This window comes from Pseudomonas sp. W17 (assembly GCF_040268305.1).
Lineage (GTDB): Bacteria > Pseudomonadota > Gammaproteobacteria > Pseudomonadales > Pseudomonadaceae > Aquipseudomonas > Aquipseudomonas protegens.
The window spans coordinates 2,808,566-2,829,993 of record NZ_CP158490.1 but is presented as its reverse complement, the minus strand read 5'-3'; the positions used below and the strand labels follow the sequence as shown (position 1 = coordinate 2,829,993).

Here is a 21,428-nt window from a genome sequence, read left to right as displayed (position 1 = left end):
GCAACCGACACTCAAGACAAAAACAACAAGAAACGAGTACCCGACATGAATGCAACCTATGCGCTGTGCCCGCTGCTGGCCGCCTTGCTGCTGCCCCTTGATTGCCTTGCCCAGACGCCGCCCACGCCGCGTACCGGCCCGCTGTCCGGCCTGGGGGACTACCTGGCCGACCGTGGCATCACGCCCCATGTGCAGTTCCTCAGCCTGGCCATGAAGAACCTGGACACGGGCCCCCGGCCCCACAGTTTCGGCAACAGCGGCGACCTGTTCGTCGGCGCCGATATCGATCTGGGGACCTTCGCCGGCCTCGACGGCGCGGCCCTGCACTTCGAGCAGACGCTGTTCATCCTCGACCACGAGACCGGCGTGCCCACCTCGCGCAACTGGCAGGGCGCCGCCGGCAGCTACTTCGGCGGCGCGCCGATCCACAACGACCTCACCAGCAACCAGTTGAGCCTGCTGACCTACCAGCAGACCTGGCTCGACGGCCGGGTCGACCTGAGCCTGGGGCGGACCAACGCCCGGCGCTACTTCTATATCTACAACTGCGAAAGCACGGTGACCTGCAACGACCCGATCATCGACTCTTCCACCGGCATCCTGCCGCCGCCCTACGGCAGCTGGGGCGGCTACCTGAAATACCAGCTGACGCCCCAGTGGTACGTGCATGGCGGCGCCTTCGAGTCCAACCCGGTGGACTACCTGAAGGAGCGCAAGGGCCTGGATTTCAGTACCGACGACGCCAGCGGCACCAGCCTGCTGCTGGGCATCGGCAGCCAGAACCGCGATGCCTACAGCTCCCACTACGAGCTCAATGGCTACTACAACACCTCCAAGCAGGTGGACCCGCTGACCGGGGCCATGGACTTCGGCACCGGCGGTGCCTTCTTCAAGTTCCAGCAGGCACTGTGGCGTGCCGACGCCGGTACCGGCAGCGCGCCCCAGGCCCTGCTGCTGTTCGGTTCGCTGTCGGCGGCGGCCGACGACAAGCAGCCCTTCAGCCAGTTCGCCGAGGCCGGGCTGACCTACCTCGCCCCCTTTGATCGGCCCCAGGACAAGCTCAACTTCAAGGCCAGCTACCTGCGCCTCAACGACCACCAGCTGCGCTTCCAGCAGCAGGCCCGCATCGCCAACGGTGGCGACCCGCGCCTGGGTGAACGCAATGTCTACGCACTGGAAGCCAACGCCCATATCGCCCTGACCCGGCAACTGGCCCTGGAGCCCAGCGTCCAGTACCTGGTCAACCCGGACAACTTCTACAACCCCGAAGCCCGCGAGCTGAGCGGCAACGGCTTTGTCGTCGGCCTGCAAGTGACCCTCGACGTCGGCTCGCTGCTGGGGCTCTGAGATGGATTTCTGTGACTGCCAACGAGGTACCTTCGATGAGTGAATCAACCACGCAGATCTTCGACTACATAGTGGTGGGCGCCGGCTCCGCCGGTTGCGTGCTGGCCAACCGGCTGTCCGCCGATCCCAAGGTCCAGGTGTGCCTGATCGAAGCCGGGCCCAGCGACCGCACCCTGCTGCCCGCCGCCTATGTGCGTACCCCGGCGGGGATTATCCGCCTGATCGCCAACCCGCGCTGGAACTGGATGCACCAGTTCAGCCCACAGGCAAGCAGTGGCGACGTGCCGATCCCCTGCCCCCGGGGTCGGGTCTGGGGCGGCTCCAGCGCGATCAACGGCATGATCTATATCCGCGGCCATCGCCTGGACTTCGACCGCTGGGCCGCCGCCGGCAACCAGGGCTGGAGCCATGACGAACTGCTGCCCTACTTCAAGCGCTCGGAGCATTTCGAACCGGGAGACTCGCCCTGGCACGGCCAGCACGGCGAGCTCAACGTCGCCGAGCAGCGAAGTCCGAGCCCGGTCAATCAGGTGTTCTACCAGGCCGCCACCGAGCTGGGCTGGAGCTACAACCCGGACTTCAACGGCCCGGAGCAGGAAGGCTTTGGGCCCTTCCATGTCACCCAGATCAACGGCGAACGCTGCAGCGCGGCACGGGCCTTCCTGCACCCGATCCTGCACCGGCAGAACCTGACGGTATTGAGCAGCACCCTGACCCACCGGGTGTTGCTGCAAGGCACTCGTGCCAGCGGTGTGGAAATCAGCCAGGACGGTCGGGTCTGGCAACTGCAGGCACGCCGTGAAGTGATCCTGTGCGCCGGGGCGATCAACTCACCGCAACTGCTGTTGCTGTCCGGCATCGGCCCGGCCGAGGAGCTTGCGCGCCACGGGATCGTTTCCCGCCACCCGCTGCCAGGGGTCGGGCTCAACCTGCAGGATCACCAGGACATCGTGCTGATGTACCGCAGCGACCCCGAACTGGGCTACGGCATTTCCGCCAAGGGCCTGCTGCCCCTGGCCCGCTCACCCTGGCAGTACCTGACCCGGCGCCAGGGCCCGCTGACCTCCAACACCGTCGAGTCCGGAGCCTTCCTGCGCCTTACGCCCGAGGACCCGTTGCCGGAACTGGGGCTGATCGTCGCCCCGGCCCTGAAGAACCAGCCCCAGCGCCTGATCCCCGTGGGCCACGGCATCAGCCTGCATGTGGCGGTGATGCACCCGCAGAGCCGCGGCCGGGTGCGCCTGAATTCCGCCGACCCGCACGACAAGCCGCTGATCGACGCCAACTTCCTCAGCCACCCCGAAGACCTGCGCAAGCTGGTGGCCGGCTTGCGCCTGGTGCGCCAGCTGGCAGCGACCCGGGCCTTCTCCCAACGCCTCAAGGGCGAGCTGGTACCCGGCCCGCAGGTGCAGAGCCAGGAGCAGATCGAACAATGGATCCGCCAGCACCTGGGCACGGTGTTTCACCCGGTGGGCAGCTGCAAGATGGGCCACGACGAACAGGCGGTGGTGGACGACCAGTTGCGGGTCCACGGCCTCCAGGGGCTGCGGGTGGCGGACGCCTCGATCATGCCGAGCCTGATCACCGGCAACACCAATGCGGCGGCAATCATGGTCGGCGAAAAGGCCGCCGACCTGTTGCTGGGCACGGCACCGGCGCAACCGAGCAACGTGCTTCAAGGCGAAGCTTGCACCTGATGCCGGGGCTCAGGGGCGCTTGGGTGCCTCGGCGCTCCAGAGCACCGGCCAGTCTTCGTAGCCCAGGCCGCTGCAGGTGGGCATGCGCCGATAATCGGTGAGCTGGAAGGCCTGGCCATCGAAGTGCCAACTGGCCATTTCACCGCAGTCGCCTATCCCGCGGCCCATGAGGAAACTGCTGAGCTCGCCGGTCTCGGGGTAATAGTTGAGGCCCCCGGCATGGTCGACGCTGCCGGCCGGCAACGCCTGCATCTGCAGGGGCTGCAGCGCATAGGGCGCCGTGCGCGAGCGGCTGCTGATATCGAACAGGCAGATGTAGGCACCGCAATCGGAGAACTCGAAGACCAGCGCCTGCTGCGCGGTCAGGGGATAGACCTCGATCCTCGGTGGCATGACGTAGTCGTCGGCATCTTCGGTCTTTGCCGGCGGCAAGGTTTTGCGCACCGCCGCCAGCAGCCCGGTGCGCTCTCGGGCGCCGAGGGGCGTCACCCCGGGATAGGGGCGCAATGCCGCGGCCGGCTGCAACCCGGGCACCGCGCTGGCCGGCTGTTCGCCGAGCGCCGCCAGGGCGCTGACCGTGCCCTGGCGCTGCTGCACCTGGTCCACCCGTTGCAGCAAGTCCGGCAACCCCTTGAGCAGCACCTGGGCCGGCTCCTCTCCCGGCAGTTCCAGCACCTGTCCGGCCCGCAGCCGCGCCAGCCATTGCCGGGCCAGGGGCTGGTCATCAACCCGGTAGTACTGTTGTTCACGGGTGCTGTCGGGGGCTTCCACTTCCTGGACCAGCGCCGCCAGTAAGCCGGGCTCCAGCGGCTGGCCATCCAGGCGCAATGCACCGAGCTCCAATGGCGCGCCCTGGTGCTCCAGTTGCAGTTGCAACAGGCCTTCGGGGCCGGCCTGGCTGCGGACTTTCAGGGTCAGGTGGTTGACCCGCTCGGCAAAATCGATGTTCGGCGCGTAGAGCAGTTGGCAGTCGCGGCGGTTGTCGCACGCGACGATCCAGCCCTCCTGTTGCAACCACAGCGGCGTCAGCTCCGGCAGCTCCCGGGCCAGGCACGGCAAGGCGCCAAGCACCAGCAGGGGCAACACAACGGTACGCAGCATGACGACGCTCCTTGTCGGGCAAAGGCGCGGATTCTGCCACGCCCGCCAGGCGGCGAATACCGCCAGGGTCAGTTGCCTGGGGGCGGCTCCATGGCATCAGCCCTGCCCCAGCGATCAGGCACCCGGCGCATTTGCGCCAGGGGCAGGCGCCTGCCCCTGGCGCAAGCGGTATTCCCCCGGCGCGGTCTTGGCGTAACGCTGGAAAAACCGGCTGAAATAGGCCGGATCCTTGAAGCCCAGCTGGTAGCAGATTTCGTTGATCGAGCTGCCGGTGAACAGCAGCAGGCGCTTGGACTCCTGCATCACCCGTTCATGCACCAGGCGCTTGGACGGCAGGTCGGCGATGCGCCGGCAGACATCATTGAGGCGCGCCTCGGTCACTCCCAGGCTGCTGGCGTAGCGGCCCAGGGGCCAGTGCTCCAGGTAGCGGGCCTCGATCAGCTCGTTGAAGCGGTGGAAGATCTGCAGGTCTTCATGGCGTGCCGGGCGCGCCGTCAGGGAGTTGGCCGACAACCGCAGCAGGCTGATCATCAGCAGCCGGGTCAGGGCTTCCAGCGCCGGCTCGCGCCCCGGGCCCTGCCCGGCAATCTCCCGCTGCAATTCATGGAACAGGCCCTCCAGGCGTCGTACTTCGCCGGCGAACTGCGGCCCCAGGCGCGCCAGGGCCACGCACACCGGCGGCACCTGGGGCGCCGGGGCCAGTGCCGGGTCGGCGCCGATCAACTCCCACACCAGTTGCTGGCGCACGGTCAGCACATGGCCTTCGCTGTCGGCCTCGGTGACGAAGGCGTGGGGAATGGTCGGCGGGGTCAGGAAGAACATCGGCCCCGACTCCAGATACTGCTGATCGTCGAGGTAGACCCGCACCGCGCCGCTCTGCACGTAATGCACCTGGAAGAAACGGTCGTGGCGATGCACCGGCATGTTGCGACCGAAGAAGCCGGCCAGGTTGCTGAGCTTGTCGTAGTGCACCTGGGCATCGGCGTAACGCTGGTCGTAGACCTGGCCGATGTTGATGTTGGGAATCGGTTGGCGTGGGTTCATGGCGCCCTTCTGTTTTTTATTTTGATCCACGCGGACCCTGCGCATCCTGCGTGATTCGCGGCTTGCCCGCCACTGCGGGATGGAAGCGGGCAGTCCATCGCTTGACGATCGTTAACATATTAAATATAACGTTAACACATTAACGAAATCGACCCGCCAGCGGCAAGCCGCTACGGGTACGGACACCAGGAGAGCCCGATGAGCCGTGCACTGAACGATCACGCCGGCGGCACCCTGTTCGGCGTTGCGCTGAACTACCAGGGGTTGCTGCAGAGCCATCTGCAGAGCTTCACCCAGCCGCCCTACCAGAAGCCGCCGGTGAAGCCGGTGCTGTTCATCAAGACCCCCAACACCCGCAACAGCCATGAGGCGCCGGTGGTGCTTCCCCAAGGTGTGGAGCGCCTGCAGCCCGGCCCGGCCCTGGGCGTGGTGATCGGCAAGCGCGCCAGCCGGGTGCGCCTGGAAGACGCCCTGGAACACGTGGCCGGCTACACCATCGTCAACGAATTCAGCCTGCCGGAAGACAGCTACTACCGCCCCGCGGTCAAGGCCAAGTGCCGGGACGGCTTCTGCGCCCTGGGCCCGGAACTGGTACCGGCCGCCGAGGTGGCCGACCCCCATGCCCTGAGCCTGGAGCTGTGGGTCAACGGCGAGCGGGTGCAGCACAACAGCACCGCCAACCTGGTGCGCAGCATTCCCCAGCTGATTGCCGAGATCAGCGAGTTCATGACCCTGCACACCGGTGACGTGCTGATCACCGGCACTCCGGAAGGCCGGGTCGATGTACGCCCCGGCGATCGGGTCGAAGTGCAGATCAGCGGCCTGGGCCGCCTCGCCAACACCATCGTGGCCGAATAAGGAACCGACATGAAACATGCACGCATTCGTTATCAGGGCCAGGTCCACCAGGCCCTGGTCACCGGCCCCAACACCCTGCAACTGGAAGACGGCCGGGTCCTGGCCGAAGACCAGGTGCAGTGGCTGCCGCCGGCCACCGGGACCATGTTCGCCCTGGGCCTGAACTATGCCGACCACGCTGCCGAGCTGGCCTTCAAGCCGCCCACCGAGCCGCTGGTGTTCATCAAGTCTCCCGGCACCTACACCGGCCACAAACAGGTGACCTGGCGCCCGGACAACGTCGCCTACATGCACTACGAGTGCGAGCTGGTGGCGGTGATCGGCAAGACCGCGCGCAACGTCAAGCGCGAGGATGCCCTGGACTACCTGGCCGGCTACACCCTGTGCAACGACTATGCGATCCGCGACTACCTGGAGAACTACTACCGGCCCAACCTGCGGGTGAAGAACCGCGACGCCACCACGCCAGTCGGCCCGTGGATCATCGATGCCGCCGAAATACCGGAGCCCAACAAGCTGACCCTGCGCACCTGGGTCAATGGCGAACTGCGTCAGCAAGGCAGCACCGCCGACATGATCTTCGACATCCCTTACCTGATTGAATACCTGTCCGGCTTCATGACCCTGCAACCGGGGGACATGATCGCCACCGGCACCCCCGAAGGCCTGTCCGACGTGGTACCCGGCGATGAGGTGGTGGTGGAAATCGAAGGCATCGGCCGGCTGGTCAACCGCATCGTCAGCGAAAGCGAATTCTTCACCCATCACGCCCAACCAGAGCCCACTGCCGTGGCCAAGGAGCACGCATAAATGATCAAACACTGGATCAACGGCCGCGAAGTCGAAAGCCGTGAAGTGTTCACCAACTACAACCCCGCCACCGGTGAAGCCATCGGCGAGGTGGCCAGCGGCGGCGCCGAGGAGATCGCCCAGGCGGTGGCGGCGGCCAAGGAAGCCTTTCCGAAATGGGCCAATACCCCGGCCAAAGAGCGCGCCCGGCTGATGCGCCGCCTGGGTGCGCTGATCGAAGAGAACGTGCCGCACCTGGCGGAGCTGGAAACCCTGGACACCGGCCTGCCGATCCACCAGACCCGCAACGTGCTGATTCCCCGGGCCTCCCACAACTTCGATTTCTTCGCCGAGGTCTGCACCCGCATGGATGGCCACAGCTATCCGGTGGACGACCAGATGCTCAACTACACCCTGTACCAGCCGGTGGGCGTCTGCGCCCTGGTGTCGCCATGGAACGTGCCGTTCATGACCGCCACCTGGAAGACCGCGCCGTGCCTGGCCCTGGGCAATACCGCGGTGCTGAAGATGAGCGAACTGTCGCCGCTGACCGCCAATGAGCTGGGCCGGCTGGCGGTGGAAGCCGGGATTCCCGCCGGGGTGCTGAACATCGTCCAGGGCTACGGTGCCACCGCCGGCGATGCCCTGGTGCGCCACCCGGACGTGCGGGCGATTTCCTTCACCGGCGGCACCGCCACCGGCAAGAAGATCATGCAGACCGCGGGCCTGAAGAAGTACTCCATGGAACTGGGCGGCAAGTCGCCGGTGCTGATCTTCGAGGACGCCGACCTGGAACGGGCCCTGGACGCCGCGCTGTTCACCATCTTTTCCCTGAACGGCGAGCGCTGCACCGCCGGCAGCCGGATCTTCATCCAGGAAAGCGTCTACCCGCAGTTCGTCAAGGAGTTCGCCGCCCGGGCCAGGCGCCTGATCGTCGGTGACCCGCAGGACCCCAAGACCCAGGTCGGCTCGATGATCACCCAGGCCCACTACGACAAGGTCACCGGCTATATCCGCATCGGCCTGGAAGAAGGCGCGACCCTGCTGGCTGGCGGCCTGGAACGCCCGGCCAACCTGCCGGCGCACCTGGCCCGCGGGCAGTTCATCCAGCCCACGGTGTTCGCCGACGTGGACAACAAGATGCGCATCGCCCAGGAAGAGATCTTCGGCCCGGTGGTGTGCCTGATCCCGTTCAAGGACGAGGCCCAGGCCCTGCAACTGGCCAACGACACCGAGTACGGCCTGGCCTCTTACATCTGGACCCAGGACATCGGCAAGGCCCACCGCCTGGCCCGTGGCATCGAGGCCGGCATGGTGTTCATCAACAGCCAGAACGTGCGCGACCTGCGCCAGCCCTTCGGCGGCATCAAGGGTTCGGGCACCGGTCGCGAAGGCGGCGAATACAGCTTCGAAGTCTTTGCCGAGATCAAGAACGTCTGCCTCTCCATGGGCAGCCACCACATACCGCGCTGGGGCGTGTAAGGTTCAGAACCGTCCCGGATCACCCCAACAAGAAGATGTTTCAGGAGAAGCACCATGGGCGAAGTCGTCATGGCCGCCAAGGTCTGCCACGTACCATCGATGTACCTGTCCGAACTGCCGGGCAAACACCACGGCTGCCGTGAGGCGGCCATTGCCGGGCACAAGGAGATCGCCCGCCGGGCCCGGGAGCTGGGGGCCGACACCGCGGTGGTGTTCGATGTGCACTGGCTGGTCAACAGCGGGTACCACATCAACTGCGGCGAGGCGTTCAACGGCACCTACACCAGCAACGAGCTGCCGCACTTCATCAAGAACATGACCTACGACTACCAGGGCTGCCCGGAGCTGGGCGAGCTGATCGCCGCCGAGGCCAATGCTGCCGACGTGCGTACCCTGGCCCACAACATCCCCAGCCTGGAACTGGAGTACGGCACCCTGGTGCCCATGCGCTACATGCACATGAACGTACCCGCTGCCGAGCACTTGAAGGTGGTGTCCATCGCCGCCTGGTGCGCCTGGCACCGCCTCGAAGACAGCTTCACCTTTGGCGCCGCGGTGCGCCGGGCCATCGAGAAGAGCGAGCGCAAGGTCCTGGTGCTGGCGTCGGGCTCCCTCTCCCACCGTTTCTCCAACGACCGCGAGGCCGAGGCCAACATCCACAACTGGACCCGGGAGTTCGACAAGCAGGTGGACCAGCGGGTGGTGGAGCTGTGGCAGCAGGGCCGCTTCCGCGAGTTCTGCGCCATGCTCCCGGACTACGCCAGCAGCTGTCATGGCGAGGGCGGAATGCACGATACGGCCATGCTCCTGGGGCTGTTGGGCGGGCCTGAATACAACCGCCCAGCGGAGATCGTCACTCCGCTGTTCGGCAGCTCCGGCACCGGCCAGATCAACGCCATCTTCCCTGTCTAGGCCCAGCTGCCACCCTGACTGGCAAGCGGCCGGGTTCCCGCCGGCCACTTGCGAAGGAGTTCCCCATGCCGCATTTCATCGCTGAATACACCGACAACATCGAACAGGCCGCCGACCTGCCGGGGCTGTTCGAAAAGGTCCATGACTACCTGGGCGCCACTGGCGTGTTCCCCCTGGGCGGCATCCGCAGCCGCGGGGTGCGCCTGGACACCTGGCGCATGGCCGACGGCAAGCACGACTACGCCTTCGTCCACATGCGCCTGCAAGTGGGAGCCGGCCGCGACCTGGCCACACGACGCCAGGTCGCCGAGGGCCTGTTCGAGATCATCAAGGCGCACTTCGCCGAGCTGCAGGGCCAGCGCCTCTTGGCCCTGTCGTTCGAAATGAGCGAACTGGATGCCGAGCTGAACTTCAAGCACAACAACGTGCACGAGTTCCTGCGCGGACAAGCCTGAGGGTAGCCGCCGGTAGGAACCGGCTCGCCAGCGAAGCGGCCCTCAGGCCTTGTGCCAGCCCCGGATCCGCCTTCGCCGGCAAGCCGGCTCCTGCAGGCCGGCCCCCACACACAAGAACAATAACGAGATCATTGCCATGCCCCACTCAACCCTTGCCACGGCGCCGGTCGCCGAGGTCGATGACTGCTATCGCAAGATCACCTGGCGGCTGATGCCGCTGTTGTTCGTCTGCTACATCTTTGCTCACCTGGACCGCATCAACATAGGTTTCGCCAAGCTGCAGATGACCCAGGACCTGGGCTTCAGCGACAGCGTCTATGGCCTGGGTGCCGGGCTGTTCTTCGTCGCCTACGCGCTGTTCGGAGTGCCCAGCAACCTGGCCCTGGACCGGGTCGGCCCACGGCGCTGGATCGCCTTCCTGATGCTGGTCTGGGGCCTGCTGTCCAGCGCCCTGATGCTGGTGGACAGCGCCTGGGGCTTCTATGTTTTGCGCTTTCTGCTGGGGGTCGCCGAGGCCGGCTTCTTCCCCGGAATCCTGGTGCTGCTCAACCGCTGGTTCCCGGCCGGCCGCCGCGGCCAGGTCACCGCCCTGTTCGCCATCGCCGTGCCCATGGCCGGAGTCATTGGCGGCCCCCTCTCCGGGTGGATCCTGGAAAGCTTCCACGACTTCGGCGGCCTGCGCGGCTGGCAGTGGATGTTCCTCATAGAAGGCCTGCCGGTGGTGCTGCTGGGCCTGGTGGTGCTCAAGGCCCTGCCGGAAAGCATCGAACAGGTGGGCTGGCTGACCCCGGCGCAGAAGACCTGGCTGCTGCAGGCCCTGCAACAGGAAGAACAGCACAAGTCCATCACCCGTTTCAGCGGCATTCTCAGGGATCGCCACGTCTGGCTGCTGGTGTGCATCTACTTCGCGGTGATGCTGGCGGTGAACACCATCGCCTTCTGGATGCCGACGCTGATCCACCACGCCGGCATCGCCCGGGACAGCAATGTCGGCCTGCTCAGTGCCCTGCCCTACCTGGCAGGCTGCCTGTTCATGCTCGGCGTCGGCCGCTCCTCGGACCGCCTGCGCGAACGCCGCTGGCACCTGGGAGTGCCGCTGCTGATGTCCAGCCTGGGGCTGATCCTCACCGGGCTGGCCCCGGACAACCCCTGGCTGGTGATGTTCGGCCTGCTGGTGGCGGGCATGGGCGCCAGCGCCGCCTTGCCGATGTTCTGGCAACTGCCGCCGGCCTTTCTCGCCAGCAGCACCCAGGCCGCGGGTATCGCCCTGATCAGTTCCTTCGGCAGCGTCGCCGCGTTCCTTGCCCCTTACCTGATCGGCGTGGTGCGCGACGCCACCCAAAGCGCCAGCCTGGCCCTCTACGCCCTGGCCCTACTGATTGCCTGCGGCGCCTGGCTGGTGCTCCAGGTGCCGGCTCATATCGTCAACCCTCGGGAGAAATAACCATGCTCAGCCCCTCGGATATCCAGGAAGCCGCCGCGCGCCTCAACGCCGCCGAGCGCAGCCGTGAACAGATCGGCCAGCTGTCCCTGCAATACCCCGCTATCAGCATCGAAGATGCCTACGCCATCCAGCGCAGCTGGGTGGAACAGAAAATCCGCGACGGGCGCAAGCTGGTGGGCCACAAGATTGGCCTGACCTCACGGGCCATGCAGGTTTCCTCGAACATCACCGAGCCGGATTTCGGCGCCCTGCTGGACGACATGCTGTTCGATGAAGGCAGCGACATTCCCTTCCAGCGCTTCATCGTGCCCCGGGTCGAGGTGGAACTGGCGTTCATCCTCGGCAAGCCGCTCAAGGGGCCGCACTGCACCCTGTTCGATGTGCTGGACGCCACCGACTGGGTGATCCCGGCGCTGGAGATCATCGATGCGCGCATCCAGCAGGTGGACCCGCAGACCCAGGCCACCCGCAAGGTCTTCGACACCATCTCGGACAATGCCGCCAACGCCGGGGTGGTGATGGGTGGCCGCGCCGTGCGTCCAGGGGATGTGGATTTGCGCAAGGTGCCGGCGGTGCTCTACCGCAATGGCGTGATCGAGGAGTCCGGGGTCTCTGCCGCGGTACTCAACCACCCGGCCAAGGGCGTGGCCTGGCTGGCCAACAAGCTCGCGGCCTATGACGTCGGTCTGGAGGCCGGGCAGATCATCCTCGGGGGTTCTTTCACCCGGCCGGTGGCGGCGCGGCCCGGGGATGTCTTCCACGTGGACTACGACCAGTTGGGCAGCATCGCCTGCCGTTTCGTCTGAGGAGAAGCACATGCACATGCCGCAGAACCTGTTCAAGCAACGCCTGCAACAGCGCGAACCGCAGATTGGCCTGTGGCTGGGCCTGGCGGATGCCTACTGCGCCGAACTGGCGGCCAATGCCGGTTTCGACTGGCTGCTGCTGGACGGCGAACACGCGCCCAACGATCTGCGCAGCCTGCTGGCGCAGTTGCAGGCCATTGCCCCTTACCCAGCCCAAGGCATCATCCGCCCGCCCATTGGCGATACCGCGCTGATCAAGCAATTGCTGGACATCGGCGCCCAGACCCTGTTGATCCCCATGGTGGAAAGCGCCGAGCAGGCACGCCAGCTGGTGCGCGCCATGCGCTATCCGCCACTGGGGGTTCGTGGCGTAGGCAGCGCCCTGGCCCGGGCGTCGCGCTGGAACAGCATCGCCGGCTACCTGGATCAGGCGGACGAGCAGATGTGCCTGCTGGTGCAGATCGAGAACCTCGAAGGCCTGCGCAACCTGGATGAGATTCTCGCGGTGGACGGGGTCGACGGCGTGTTTATCGGCCCGGCGGATCTTTCGGCGGCCATGGGCCAGCGAGGCAACCCCGGGCACCCGGACGTGGTGGCCGCGATTGAAGACGCCATCGTGCGGATTCGTCGGGCGGGCAAGGCCGCAGGGATTCTCAGTGCCGATCAGCGACTGGCGCGGCGTTGCATCGAGTTGGGGGCAAATTTTGTCGCGGTGGGCGTGGATACCACCGTCCTGATGAAGGGCCTGCAGAGCCTGGCCGGCCAGTACAAGACCCTGGACACCCCCACCAGCGAAGGTGGGGTTTACTGACGGGCGATTGCCGTAGGAGCCGGCTTGCCGGCGAAGGCGTTCTTACGCGCGGCAAGGCTTGAGGGCCTCTTCGCTGGCAAGCCAGCTCCTACGGGGTGCCTAGTGGTTGCTGGCCAGGCGCCAGAGGCGGGCGATGTCGGCGGCGCGTTCGCGCAGCAGACGCGGGGCTTCGCGGCAAGCCTGTTCCAGGCTCATGGGGCCTGAGGTCAGGGCGAAGGCCGCATCCACGCCGTGGGCGTACATCTGCTGGTAGCCCTCGCCCAGGGTGCCGGCAATGACAATCACCGGAACGCCCTGCTCCCGGGCAATGCGCGCTACGCCAAAGGGGGTCTTGCCGCGCAAGGTCTGGGCGTCGAAGCGACCTTCACCGGTAATCACCAGATCGGCACCGCGCACGGCCTGTTCCAGGCCCACCAGTTCCGCCACCACTTCCACCCCGGGACGAAATTGCGCGCCGAGAAACGCCTTGGCGGCAAACCCCAGGCCACCGGCCGCGCCGCTGCCGGGCTCATCACGCACATCCTTGGGCAGTACCTGGGCGCACAGGTCGGCGAAGTGTCCCAGGGCCTGGTCCAGTTGCTGCACCTGCTGCGCCGAGGCGCCTTTCTGCGGGCCGAAGATGGCTGAAGCGCCGTGCTCGCCGCACAGGGGGTTGTTGACGTCGGCGGCGATGTCGAAGCGCACCTGGGCCAGGCGCGGGTCCATGGCATCCAGCTCGATATGGTCGAGGTCGGCCAGGGCCAGGCCTCCGCGAGGCAGTATCCGCCCCTGGCGGTCCAGCAGCTTGACCCCCAGCGCCTGCAGGGCCCCCGCGCCGCCGTCGTTGGTGGCGCTGCCGCCGATGGCCAGGATGATGCGCCGGGCACCGCCCTCCAGAGCGGCCTGGATCAGCTCCCCGGTGCCGAAGGTGCTGCTGTTGCAAGCATCGCGCTGCTCCAGCGCCAGCAGTTGCAGGCCACTGGCCTCGGCCATTTCGATGATTGCCGTGTGGCTCTGGGGCAGCCAGCCCCAGCGCGCCTCCACGATCGCTCCCAGCGGCCCCTGGACCCGGTTGCTGCGCAGTTGCCCGTCACAGGCGGCGAGAATCGATTCCACCGTCCCTTCGCCACCGTCGGCCATGGGGCATTGGCTCAGCTCGGCGTCGGGCCACACATCCGCCAGCCCCTGGGCAATGGCCTGGGCCACGCCTTCGGCACTCAGGCTGTCCTTGAACGAGTCGGGGGCGATGATGATCTTCATGGGTTTTCTCCGGTTCTTGTGCCGCCATGCTGCCATCTGGCGCAGGCGCTGACCCCGGGCCACTGCACAAGTCCGAGGGCGCTTTATTGTTCATTGCTACAACCGCGCAACCTCGCCTAGCGTTGAAACCGCTGCCGCAGGCTGCGAACGGGCGCGTAGCGCTCGCGAAGGTCTTGAAAGCGATACAGGTTTGGCTGGAGATTGCCAAGCAAGGCCCAGCGGGCCTTTGCGCAGCCTCGCTGAAGCTCGGCAGCGGCTACAGGGGATTGTGTTGAGCCGTGTTGCGGGGCAGCAGCTGTACGCCAAGATAAAGAGCCAGCATGCCGTCCAGGCGCAAGGGGTCGACGCCGCTGAGCTCGGCTATCCGCTCCATGCGGTAGCGCAGGCTGTTGCGGTGGATGCCCAGGGCATCGGCGCAGGCCTGGCTCTGGCCGTCGTGGTCGCACCAGCTGCGCAGGGTCGCCAGCAACTGGCCGTTGCTGTCCTTGGCCAGGACCTTGCGCAACGGCGTCAGCAGTTCGTCCAGGGCGTCATCGTTGCGGTGACGCCAGAGCATCACCGGCAGGCGGTAGCGGTTGAGGGTGAGCAATCGCGCGTCCGGCAGGATATCCCGCCCGTAGGCCAGCAGGTCGCCGACCCGGCGGTAGCAGCGGCGCAATCCGGCCAGGCCCTCGGCCTGCCCGCCCACCGCCACCCGCAGGATGTTCCAGCCCAGGCCGTCGAGCTTTTCCAGCAGCCGCGGGTTGTCCAGGCTCAGGCTCGCCGGGCGGCACCAGAGCAGGGAACTCTTCGACGAGCTGACGCACCAGCTGTCCGGATAGCGGCTCAGCAACCAACTGCTGAGGCTATCCACGCCCTGCCCCGAGGCCGGTTCCTGGGCCAGTTCGAACAGATAGGGCGTACGCGCCAGCTGTGGCTTGAGGCCCATCTGCTGGGCTTCATCCACCAGCCGCGGTGAGTCGCCGCCGTCGCTCAGCAGCAGGGCCAGCAGGTCGTCGCAGCGCTGGCGCCGCCATTGCTGCTCGGCCTGCTGGTGGCGCTGGCCCACCAGCATCTCGGCGGTCATGCGCACCAGTTCGGCATAGGTGCGCAACTGCGCCGGGTCGCCGGTAATGCCCAGCACCCCGATCAGCCGCCGGTCATGCAGCAACGGCAGGTTGATGCCCGGCTGCACGCCCTTGAGCTGGCGCGCGGTGGGTTCGTCGATCTCCACCACCCGGCCGTTGGCCAGCACCAGTTGCGCGCCTTCGTGCCGGGTGTTGATACGCTCCGGCTCGCCGCTGCCAAGGATCAGGCCCTGGCTGTCCATGACGTTGACGTTGTAGGGCAGGATCGCCATCGTGCGGTCGACGATATCCTGCGCCAGGTCATGATCCAGTTCGAACATGGGGGGATGATCCTTGACGGCTACAGCTGCGGGGACGGGCCGCGGGGTACGCGGCGTTGTTCAGTGGCACAGGGCCCGGGGCCAATCACTGTGCGCCGGCACAAAGACAGGCCCGCGCCGGTGACCGAGACTCTCAGGGCGGTCAACGTTACCCTTGCACCGCGAAAAATCATAATAAAGAGAGACACACCATGTCACAGAGCGCCGCTGCCCCACTGGCCCAGGCTGACGACAAGAACGCCGTCTACAAGCGCATCACCCTGCGCCTGATCCCCTTCATCTTCGTCTGCTACCTGTTCAACTACCTCGACCGGGTCAACGTTGGCTTCGCCAAGTTGCAGATGCTCGATGCCCTGAAATTCAGCGAAACGGTCTACGGCCTGGGCGCCGGGATTTTCTTCATCGGCTACGTGCTGTGCGGTGTGCCGAGCAACCTGGCACTGAACCGGTTCGGCCCGCGGCGCTGGATCGCGCTGATGATGATCACCTGGGGCACCTTGTCCACCTGCCTGCTGTTCGTCACCACGCCGACCCAGTTCTACACCCTGCGCCTGTTCACCGGGGCCGCCGAAGCCGGCTTCTTCCCCGGCGTGGTGCTGTACCTCTCGCAGTGGTTCCCGACCTTCCGCCGTGGCCGGATCATGGCCCTGTTCATGTCGGCGATCCCGGTGTCCGGCCTGCTGGGCAGCCCGTTTTCCGGCTGGATCCTCAACCACTTCGCCGCCGGCCAGGGCGGCCTCGCCGGCTGGCAGTGGATGTTCCTGCTGCAGGGCATTCCTACCGTGATCCTCGGCGCCCTGGCGTTCTTCCTGCTCAGCGACAGCTTCGCCCATGCCAAGTGGCTGACCCCGACCGAACGCGCAGTGCTGGAGGCCGACCAGGCCAGCGACCTCGCCAACCAGCCCAAGACCGCCAGCGACTCCCTGGCCGCGGTGTTCAAGAATCCGGCGATCTGGGCCTTCGGCCTGATCTACTTCTGCATCCAGAGCGGGGTCTACGCGATCAACTTCTGGCTGCCGTCGATCATCAAGAACCTGGGGTTTGCCGACAACCTGGTGATCGGCTGGCTGAGCGCCATTCCTTACCTGCTGGCTGCGGTGTTCATGCTGCTGGTGGGGCGTTCGGCGGACCTGCGCAAGGAGCGCCGCTGGCACCTTGTAGTGCCGATGCTGATGGGCGCCGTGGGCCTGCTGATCGCGGTTAACTTCGCCGCCAACCCGGCCATCGCCATTCTCGGCCTGACCCTCGCCACCATGGGTGCCCTCACCGGCCTGCCGATGTTTTGGCCGGTGCCCACTGCCCTGCTCAGCGCCGGTGCGGCTGCCGGTGGCCTGGCGCTGATCAACTCCATGGGCCAGATGGCCGGTTTCCTCAGCCCCTATATCGTCGGCTGGGTCAAGGACAGCAGCGGTTCCACCGACGCCGCGCTGTACCTGCTGGCCGGGGTGATTGTTGCCGGCAGCCTGCTGGCGCTGCGCATGACCCGCACCCTGAACCGCTAAGCCGCTGCACTACACGGCCCCGGCCACGACAAAAGCCCGTTCGAGCCTCGGCTCCAACGGGCTTTTTCATGGCTGGGCTCAGGCCGGTGCCCCACCTTGTCGGGCGTAGTCGTGGCTGATGCTCAACGCTCCCATCGCCGGAGCATCCAACTCCAGCACCAGGCCGCCGGGCAAGCGGACGAAGATCTGCCAGATGCCGTCTTCCGGCACCTGCGCCACGTGATGCTCCAGGCCACTGGCCTGCACCCGGCGCAACACGGCTTCGGCTGCCTCCTGGGTACTGAAGGCGATGTGGCTCAGTTGCGGCTCAGGGCAATGGGCCTGTTCGATGACGTGCACCAGCGCCGCCTCGCCCTGGTACAACCAGCGCCCGGGAAAGGGAAACGGCGGCCGCCGGCCCGCTTGCAGGCCCAACAGATCGGCGAAGGCCTGCTGCAACACGTCGCCCTCGGCGCAGTTGAACGCCAGGTGATCGAAGCGCCAGTTCATAACAGGCCTCCACCATCGACATCAATCAGGCTCCCGCTGATAAAGCCGTTCTCCATGGCCAGGATAAAGGCCGCCGCCACTTCATCCGGCTGGCCGACGCGGCCCACCGGCAGGTTGGCAGCGGTGCGGGCGAACATCGCTTCGCGGGCGTCCTCGGGCATCCCGGCATAGGCTTCGGTGGCGGTGACCCCGGGGCTGATGACATTCACCCGGCGTGGCGCCAGCTCCTTGGCCAGGTGCTTGCCCAGGGCTTCGAGGGCGGCGTTGAGGGTGGTCTTAAGCACTTGCCCGGGGACCATTTTGCGCGACAGCAGGCCCGAGGTCAGGCTGATGCTGCCTTGCGGCGCGAGTGTCGGCAGCGCCGCCTGGACCGCGCGCCACACGCCCCAGAACTTCACCTCAAAAGCCCGCTGGGCATCCAGCAGATCGGTGTCGGCCAGGGGCTTGGCGGCAATGGCCGGACCGGCGCTGATCACCAGGTGATCGAAGGCCCCCACCCTGGCGAACAAGGCCTGGAGACTGGCGGTATCGGTAATGTCCACGGTGATGCTGCAGGCCGATTCCGGCAGCTGTGCCTGCTGGCGCTGCAAGGCCTCGAGGCTGCGCCCCGCCAGTACCACCCGAGCACCTCGGGCCGCGGCCTGGCGCGTCACCGCAGCGCCGATGCCGCTGCCGGCGCCAATCACCACCAAGGTTTGCCGGGCCAGGCTTGAGTTGGAAAGAGTCATTGCGATCACCTGCTGCGATTGAAAGTGATTGCATCTTCCCAGCTTGCCAATCGAGGAAAAATCCAGCTAAAACGCAAAGATCTTTAAAGGATTTTTATTAATGAGCTCGATACTGGACCTGGAAATCTTCGTACGCACCGCCGATGCCGGGAGCATTTCCGCCGCGGCCCGCTCCCTGGGCCTGACCGCCGCAGCCGCCAGCATCGCCCTCAAGCGCCTGGAAACCCGCCTCGGCAGCCGTCTGCTGGCGCGTTCCACCCGCAGCATGAGGCTCACCGAGGAAGGCCGCCGCTACCTGGAAAGCGTGCGCCTGGCCCTGGCCACCCTGGAGGACGGCGAGCTGGCGCTCAAGCAGCAGAGCCAGGGCCTGGCCGGGGTGCTGCAGTTGTCGGCGCCCTCGGACTTCGGGCGCAATGCCCTGCTTCCCTGGCTGGATGAATTCAAGGCCGAGCACCCGCAACTGCGCCTGCAACTGCGGCTCGATGATCGCCACGCCGACCTGTTCCGCGACGCTGTGGATGTGGCCCTGCGCTTTGGCGTGCCCGAGGATTCCAGCCTGGTGGCCTTGTCGATTCTCCCCGGGCACCGACGCATCGCCTGCGCCAGCCCGGCCTACCTGGCCCGTTGCGGGGTGCCGCAAAACCCCGAGGCGCTGGCCGGGCACAGCGCCCTGCTGTACCTGCGCAACGGCCAGCCCTATGACCGCTGGCGTTTCAGCCGCGGCAGCGAAACCCGCGAAGTCCTGGTGCGTGGCGATTACCTGTGCGACGACGGTGAGGTGGCCCGGCGCTGGGCCCTGGCCGGCCACGGCATTGTCTACAAGGCCCGGCTGGATGTGGCCGAGGACATCCGCGCCGGGCGCCTGGTGCCGCTGCTCGGCGACTGGCAAGGGGAACCGGCCCCCTTCAACTTGCTGTGCCCCCATCGCCTACAGGTTTCCCAGCGGGTGCGCCTGCTGCACAGCTTTGTGTTGCAGCGCTGCCGGGCGCTGTGCCCCTGACCCGCAGCGGCTCCGGGACGGCTGGCCGTTGCGCGGTTCGCCGGCAAGCCGGCTCCTACGGAACCTCCTTGCAGGAGCTGGCTTGCCAGCGAAGGCGACCTCACGGGCACCTATGCCGGCAAGGAGGCGCCATTCAGGCATTGCAGAGGCCCGGGGTTGTGGTATTTGATGGTCGCCCCAATGGCCGGAAATGCCCTGGCCAGCCCTCTAGCACAAGGATTCCGCCCATGAGCTATCGCATCCTCGGCCATTCCGGTCTCAAGGTTTCCAGCCTGACCCTGGGCACCATGATGTTCGGCGAGCAGACCAGTACCGAAGACTCGCTGCGTATCATCGACAAGGCCTGGGACCAGGGGATCAACTTCATCGATACCGCCGACGTCTATACCCAGGGCCGCTCCGAGGAGATCGTCGGCGAAGCCATTGCCAGCCACCGCCATGAGTGGGTGCTGGCGTCCAAGGTCGGCTTCGGTCCGGTGGACGGCGTGCCCAACCGCAGCGGCCTGAGCCGCAAGCACATCTTCAACGGCATCGAGGCCAGCCTGACCCGCCTGGGCACCGATTACCTGGACATCTACTACCTGCACCGCGAAGACCACAACACGCCTCTGGAAGTGAGCATCTCAGCCATCGGCGACCTGTTGCGCCAGGGCAAGATCCGCTACTGGGGCCTGTCCAATTATCGGGGCTGGCGGATTGCCGAGGCGATTCGAGTCGCCGACCAGTTGGGGGTGGACCGCCCGGTGATCAGCCAGCCGCTGTACAACATCGTCAACCGCCAGGCCGAGGGCGAGCAGATCACCGCCGCCCGCGCCTATGGCCTGGGCGTGGTGCCCTACAGCCCCCTGGCCCGTGGTGTGCTCAGCGGCAAGTATGCGCCGGACGTCACCCCGGACGCCGCCAGCCGCGCCGGGCGCCAGGACAAGCGCATCCTGGAGACCGAATGGCGGGTCGAATCCCTGCGCATCGCCCAGCAGATCCAGGAGTACGCCCAGGGGCGCGGGGCCGGGATCGTCGAGTTCGCCATTGCCTGGGTACTGAACAACCAGGCGGTGAGCTCGGCCATTGTCGGCCCGCGCACTGAAGCCCAGTGGGACGCCTACACCCGGGCCTTGGAGGTGAAGATCAGCCCTGAGGACGAAGCCTTCATCGACGCGCTGGTGACCCCGGGGCACGCCTCGACACCCGGTTTCAATGATGTCGGCCATTTTGTCTCCGGACGTTTTGCGCACCTGGGCTAAACACGGGCCCTGGCCGCGCAAACCCAGCAGCCATCGCAGTCCGGCCTTTCCCTGGAAGGCCGGGCCGCGCCACAAACGAGAAATTTTCCCGCCGGGGTGTCGCAAACAGAGCAAAAATCCCGGGGCAAACCCTCTATATTCCCCCTCGCTCCACTCTCCCCTTCTTTTTGTGCATCCCGAGCGTTCGGGTTCTACGAGGACTGCGTGTCTAAAGGTATTGCGTTATCGGTTCTGGCGTCGGTGCTGTTTGCCGTCATGTATTTCTACACCTCGCTGCTGGCGCCCCTGACCGGGGTGGAGATCTTCGGCTGGCGGATGTTGCTGACCCTGCCCTGCATGACCCTGTTCATGCTCCTGGCCGGTGAATGGCATCGGGTCGACGAGGTGCTGCGACGGGTACGCAGCAAGCCCGTGCTGGGCCCGGCGCTGCTGCTGTCGTCGGCGCTGGTCGGGGTGCAGCTCTGGCTGTTCATGTGGGCACCGCTCAACGGCCACAGCCTGGATGTATCCCAGGGCTATTTCCTGCTGCCGCTGACCATGGTCCTGACCGGACGCATCGTCTATGGCGAACGTCTGTCGCGGCTGCAGAAGCTGGCAGCGGTGCTGGCCTGCATCGGCGTGCTCAACGAGCTGTACCAGGTGGGCAGTTTTTCCTGGGCGACCCTGGTGGTGGCCCTGGGCTACCCGCTGTATTTCGTCTTGCGCAAGCGCCTGGGCACCGACCACCTGGGCGGCCTGTGGGTGGACATGGCCCTGCTGATGCCGGTGGCGCTGTGGGTGGTGCAGAGCGGCGAACAGGGCATTGCCGTGGTCGCGGCCCAACCCTGGCTGTACCTGCTGATTCCCGTGCTGGGGGTGATCAGTGCCTCGGCGCTGGTGTGCTACATCATTGCCAGCCGCTTGCTGGCCTTCAGCCTGTTCGGCCTGCTCAGCTATGTGGAACCGGTACTGCTGCTGTTGGTGGCGCTGCTGCTGGGGGAAAGCATCAAGGCAGGGGAATGGCTGACCTACGTGCCGATCTGGCTGGCGGTGCTGGTCCTGGTGCTCGAAGGCGTGCGCCATCTGCTGCGCCAGCGCCGGGGCTGAGCCCGGCTGC

At 66.3% G+C, this 21,428-nt stretch carries 20 protein-coding genes; 14 read left to right on the top strand and 6 right to left on the bottom strand.

All coding sequences use genetic code 11. The features are described 5' to 3' along the window. The first annotated feature begins 45 nt into the window (after positions 1–45). Entirely contained in the window at positions 46–1,347 is a 1,302-nt protein-coding gene (locus ABCR88_RS13295) for a carbohydrate porin (protein ID WP_232643138.1), read from the top strand. 35 nt (positions 1,348–1,382) lie between these two features. Continuing rightward, entirely contained in the window at positions 1,383–3,044 is a 1,662-nt protein-coding gene (locus ABCR88_RS13290; protein ID WP_350022791.1) for a GMC family oxidoreductase N-terminal domain-containing protein, read from the top strand. Positions 3,045–3,053: 9 nt separating this feature from the next. On the opposite strand, the gene ABCR88_RS13285 is transcribed toward ABCR88_RS13290, so the two are convergent. Continuing rightward, positions 3,054–4,145 (bottom strand): DUF1176 domain-containing protein, encoded by a 1,092-nt coding sequence (locus ABCR88_RS13285; protein ID WP_350404697.1) that lies wholly within the window; start codon positions 4,143–4,145, stop codon positions 3,054–3,056. A 114-nt stretch (positions 4,146–4,259) separates the two neighbouring features. After that, positions 4,260–5,189, bottom strand: coding sequence for a 4-hydroxyphenylacetate catabolism regulatory protein HpaA (gene hpaA / locus ABCR88_RS13280; protein WP_011061651.1), 930 nt, complete (start codon positions 5,187–5,189; stop codon positions 4,260–4,262). A gap of 198 nt (positions 5,190–5,387) precedes the next feature. Here hpaA and ABCR88_RS13275 point away from each other — a divergent pair, with 198 nt between their 5' ends. From ABCR88_RS13275 to hpaI, 8 genes are all read left to right on the top strand, one after another. Further along, complete coding sequence (locus tag ABCR88_RS13275; RefSeq protein ID WP_350404696.1) at positions 5,388–6,047, top strand: fumarylacetoacetate hydrolase family protein; 660 nt, start codon at positions 5,388–5,390, stop codon at positions 6,045–6,047. Between the two features lie 9 nt (positions 6,048–6,056). Next, positions 6,057–6,857 (top strand): fumarylacetoacetate hydrolase family protein, encoded by an 801-nt coding sequence (locus tag ABCR88_RS13270; RefSeq protein WP_350404695.1) that lies wholly within the window; start codon positions 6,057–6,059, stop codon positions 6,855–6,857. Next, positions 6,858–8,318 (top strand): 5-carboxymethyl-2-hydroxymuconate semialdehyde dehydrogenase, encoded by a 1,461-nt coding sequence (hpaE, locus tag ABCR88_RS13265; RefSeq protein ID WP_350404694.1) that lies wholly within the window; start codon positions 6,858–6,860, stop codon positions 8,316–8,318. It abuts the gene before it with no gap. A 54-nt stretch (positions 8,319–8,372) separates the two neighbouring features. Beyond that, positions 8,373–9,230, top strand: a complete 858-nt coding sequence (gene hpaD, locus ABCR88_RS13260; protein ID WP_350404693.1) for a 3,4-dihydroxyphenylacetate 2,3-dioxygenase — start codon at positions 8,373–8,375, stop codon at positions 9,228–9,230. A 65-nt stretch (positions 9,231–9,295) separates the two neighbouring features. Then, the gene (locus tag ABCR88_RS13255) at positions 9,296–9,685 is read left to right on the top strand and encodes a 5-carboxymethyl-2-hydroxymuconate Delta-isomerase (RefSeq protein WP_011061656.1); all 390 of its coding nucleotides are present in this window, start codon (positions 9,296–9,298) and stop codon (positions 9,683–9,685) included. Positions 9,686–9,821: 136 nt separating this feature from the next. Continuing rightward, positions 9,822–11,129 carry an MFS transporter gene (locus ABCR88_RS13250; RefSeq protein WP_350404692.1) on the top strand — a complete coding sequence of 436 codons (1,308 nt, stop codon included), beginning with the start codon at positions 9,822–9,824 and terminating at the stop codon, positions 11,127–11,129. A 2-nt stretch (positions 11,130–11,131) separates the two neighbouring features. Beyond that, positions 11,132–11,935 (top strand): 2-oxo-hept-4-ene-1,7-dioate hydratase, encoded by an 804-nt coding sequence (gene hpaH, locus ABCR88_RS13245; protein ID WP_015635875.1) that lies wholly within the window; start codon positions 11,132–11,134, stop codon positions 11,933–11,935. 10 nt (positions 11,936–11,945) lie between these two features. Continuing rightward, a complete protein-coding gene (gene hpaI, locus ABCR88_RS13240) occupies positions 11,946–12,746 on the top strand; it encodes a 4-hydroxy-2-oxoheptanedioate aldolase (protein WP_041118528.1) in 801 nt (266 codons plus the stop codon). Between the two features lie 99 nt (positions 12,747–12,845). Here hpaI and ABCR88_RS13235 read toward each other — a convergent pair whose 3' ends face one another. Together ABCR88_RS13235 and ABCR88_RS13230 are read right to left on the bottom strand one after the other, a co-directional pair. Next, the gene (locus tag ABCR88_RS13235; protein ID WP_350404691.1) at positions 12,846–13,985 is read right to left on the bottom strand and encodes a glycerate kinase; all 1,140 of its coding nucleotides are present in this window, start codon (positions 13,983–13,985) and stop codon (positions 12,846–12,848) included. 256 nt (positions 13,986–14,241) lie between these two features. Further along, the gene (locus ABCR88_RS13230; protein WP_041118530.1) at positions 14,242–15,372 is read right to left on the bottom strand and encodes a sugar diacid recognition domain-containing protein; all 1,131 of its coding nucleotides are present in this window, start codon (positions 15,370–15,372) and stop codon (positions 14,242–14,244) included. Between the two features lie 191 nt (positions 15,373–15,563). Here ABCR88_RS13230 and ABCR88_RS13225 point away from each other — a divergent pair, with 191 nt between their 5' ends. Beyond that, on the top strand, positions 15,564–16,874 hold the full coding sequence (locus tag ABCR88_RS13225) for an MFS transporter (RefSeq protein ID WP_337152941.1): 1,311 nt from the start codon (positions 15,564–15,566) through the stop codon (positions 16,872–16,874). Positions 16,875–16,952: 78 nt separating this feature from the next. Here ABCR88_RS13225 and ABCR88_RS13220 read toward each other — a convergent pair whose 3' ends face one another. Both ABCR88_RS13220 and ABCR88_RS13215 read right to left on the bottom strand, forming a co-directional pair. Next, a complete protein-coding gene (locus tag ABCR88_RS13220) occupies positions 16,953–17,363 on the bottom strand; it encodes a hypothetical protein (protein WP_041118531.1) in 411 nt (136 codons plus the stop codon). Further along, positions 17,360–18,091, bottom strand: coding sequence for an SDR family oxidoreductase (locus tag ABCR88_RS13215; RefSeq protein ID WP_041118532.1), 732 nt, complete (start codon positions 18,089–18,091; stop codon positions 17,360–17,362). Before ABCR88_RS13215 ends, ABCR88_RS13220 begins: the two co-directional genes overlap by 4 nt. 100 nt (positions 18,092–18,191) lie before the next feature. Here ABCR88_RS13215 and ABCR88_RS13210 point away from each other — a divergent pair, with 100 nt between their 5' ends. The 3 genes from ABCR88_RS13210 (at position 18,192) to rarD (ending at position 21,418) form a co-directional block, all read left to right on the top strand. Then, positions 18,192–19,091, top strand: a complete 900-nt coding sequence (locus ABCR88_RS13210; RefSeq protein WP_350404689.1) for a LysR family transcriptional regulator — start codon at positions 18,192–18,194, stop codon at positions 19,089–19,091. Between the two features lie 227 nt (positions 19,092–19,318). Continuing rightward, positions 19,319–20,332 carry an aldo/keto reductase gene (locus ABCR88_RS13205; RefSeq protein ID WP_315869217.1) on the top strand — a complete coding sequence of 338 codons (1,014 nt, stop codon included), beginning with the start codon at positions 19,319–19,321 and terminating at the stop codon, positions 20,330–20,332. A gap of 204 nt (positions 20,333–20,536) precedes the next feature. Beyond that, on the top strand, positions 20,537–21,418 hold the full coding sequence (rarD, locus tag ABCR88_RS13200) for an EamA family transporter RarD (RefSeq protein WP_015635880.1): 882 nt from the start codon (positions 20,537–20,539) through the stop codon (positions 21,416–21,418). Positions 21,419–21,428: the final 10 nt, after the last annotated feature.

Excerpts from the sequence above, each read along its gene's own strand:
- ABCR88_RS13295 (WP_232643138.1), top strand. The coding sequence starts at position 46 with ATGAATGCAACCTATGCGCTGTGCCCGCTGCTGGCCGCCTTGCTGCTG.
- ABCR88_RS13290 (WP_350022791.1), top strand. The coding sequence starts at position 1,383 with ATGAGTGAATCAACCACGCAGATCTTCGACTACATAGTGGTGGGCGCC.
- ABCR88_RS13285 (WP_350404697.1), bottom strand. The coding sequence starts at position 4,145 with ATGCTGCGTACCGTTGTGTTGCCCCTGCTGGTGCTTGGCGCCTTGCCG.
- hpaA (WP_011061651.1), bottom strand. The coding sequence starts at position 5,189 with ATGAACCCACGCCAACCGATTCCCAACATCAACATCGGCCAGGTCTAC.
- ABCR88_RS13275 (WP_350404696.1), top strand. The coding sequence starts at position 5,388 with ATGAGCCGTGCACTGAACGATCACGCCGGCGGCACCCTGTTCGGCGTT.
- ABCR88_RS13270 (WP_350404695.1), top strand. The coding sequence starts at position 6,057 with ATGAAACATGCACGCATTCGTTATCAGGGCCAGGTCCACCAGGCCCTG.
- hpaE (WP_350404694.1), top strand. The coding sequence starts at position 6,858 with ATGATCAAACACTGGATCAACGGCCGCGAAGTCGAAAGCCGTGAAGTG.
- hpaD (WP_350404693.1), top strand. The coding sequence starts at position 8,373 with ATGGGCGAAGTCGTCATGGCCGCCAAGGTCTGCCACGTACCATCGATG.
- ABCR88_RS13255 (WP_011061656.1), top strand. The coding sequence starts at position 9,296 with ATGCCGCATTTCATCGCTGAATACACCGACAACATCGAACAGGCCGCC.
- ABCR88_RS13250 (WP_350404692.1), top strand. The coding sequence starts at position 9,822 with ATGCCCCACTCAACCCTTGCCACGGCGCCGGTCGCCGAGGTCGATGAC.
- hpaH (WP_015635875.1), top strand. The coding sequence starts at position 11,132 with ATGCTCAGCCCCTCGGATATCCAGGAAGCCGCCGCGCGCCTCAACGCC.
- hpaI (WP_041118528.1), top strand. The coding sequence starts at position 11,946 with ATGCACATGCCGCAGAACCTGTTCAAGCAACGCCTGCAACAGCGCGAA.
- ABCR88_RS13235 (WP_350404691.1), bottom strand. The coding sequence starts at position 13,985 with ATGAAGATCATCATCGCCCCCGACTCGTTCAAGGACAGCCTGAGTGCC.
- ABCR88_RS13230 (WP_041118530.1), bottom strand. The coding sequence starts at position 15,372 with ATGTTCGAACTGGATCATGACCTGGCGCAGGATATCGTCGACCGCACG.
- ABCR88_RS13225 (WP_337152941.1), top strand. The coding sequence starts at position 15,564 with ATGTCACAGAGCGCCGCTGCCCCACTGGCCCAGGCTGACGACAAGAAC.
- ABCR88_RS13220 (WP_041118531.1), bottom strand. The coding sequence starts at position 17,363 with ATGAACTGGCGCTTCGATCACCTGGCGTTCAACTGCGCCGAGGGCGAC.
- ABCR88_RS13215 (WP_041118532.1), bottom strand. The coding sequence starts at position 18,091 with ATGACTCTTTCCAACTCAAGCCTGGCCCGGCAAACCTTGGTGGTGATT.
- ABCR88_RS13210 (WP_350404689.1), top strand. The coding sequence starts at position 18,192 with ATGAGCTCGATACTGGACCTGGAAATCTTCGTACGCACCGCCGATGCC.
- ABCR88_RS13205 (WP_315869217.1), top strand. The coding sequence starts at position 19,319 with ATGAGCTATCGCATCCTCGGCCATTCCGGTCTCAAGGTTTCCAGCCTG.